Here is a 1,020-nt window from a genome sequence, read left to right as displayed (position 1 = left end):
TCTACTCTCTATTGCGATTAAAAATGGGAGGATTACCCATTGATTATCGATCAATTTAAAAAATAAATATCATATCTTTCTAAAATCTTATTAATTTTCTTATAAAAATATTTGATACTAATAATATGTATATACTCCTTTTAAAAGAAGTTTAAATAATTAGTAGGTTTATGGAAGATATTGATACTTGGCAGCAAAAATTTGAGGTTTATGATTATAGTAATAAATTAATTGATCGAATTAAATATTTGAATACTATAGTAGACTCGCCTATAGATATCACAGAAATTGAAAAAGGTCTTTATTATACCCGTAAATATCATGCTTCTCAAATGCGTCAATCAGGGGAGCCTTATTATTCTCACCCTATAGAAGTTGCAATCATGCTTGCAGATTTTACGGCTCTTGAGGCTCCTAAACTTTACAAATCGTATATGACAAATGTCGCCCTTCTTCATGATACTATAGAGGATACAATACTTACATACGCTGATATTAGCAAAATTTTTGATAAGAATATTGCCGGTAGCGTAGAACGTTTAACAAGAATTAAGCTGTACGGTAAAATTAGCTCCGGTGAAATGTTAAATTTACTAATACAGGAACAAAGATATGATAACGCACTTATTAAAGCGTTTGATCGCCTACATAATTTACAAACTATAAATGCTAAATCTACAGAAAAGGTTTTAGAAACAGTAAAAGAAACTATAGAAAGTTTCTTACTCATAGCAGCTTATTTAGAAATACGAACCGTAGAACAACAACTATTAAATGTTTGCACTAATTTTATCAAGCAACATTTCCCTTCAGAACAAAAAGAAATATTTCAAAAAGCCTGTTTACGAAATTTCTTTTTTAAACTTCAAAATAATACAAAATAAATTAAAGAGTATACAATACTACTTTAGAAAGAAAGTGTATATTAGCTAAAAATGTAATAGTTGAGATTTAATCTTACATTTAGTAAAATTAAGATAATANNNAATGGAGGATTAGAGATGAATCTAAATCAAAAAA

Annotated in this window: 1 protein-coding gene; it reads left to right on the top strand. The window is 27.6% G+C overall.

The genetic code is table 11. The features are described from left to right. Positions 1-170 precede the first annotated feature (170 nt). Entirely contained in the window at positions 171-884 is a 714-nt protein-coding gene (locus KYQ89_RS02850) for an HD domain-containing protein (protein WP_218460320.1), read from the top strand. Positions 885-1,020: the final 136 nt, after the last annotated feature.

It is taken from the genome of Rickettsia sp. TH2014, assembly GCF_019249195.1.
Classification (GTDB): domain Bacteria; phylum Pseudomonadota; class Alphaproteobacteria; order Rickettsiales; family Rickettsiaceae; genus Rickettsia; species Rickettsia felis.
Note: the sequence above shows the minus strand (reverse complement) of the source record. Positions and strands in the feature narration are given on the sequence as shown.

What these genes read in the sequence shown, in the direction of transcription:
- KYQ89_RS02850 (WP_218460320.1), top strand. Translation starts at nt 171, where the DNA reads ATGGAAGATATTGATACTTGGCAGCAAAAATTTGAGGTTTATGATTAT.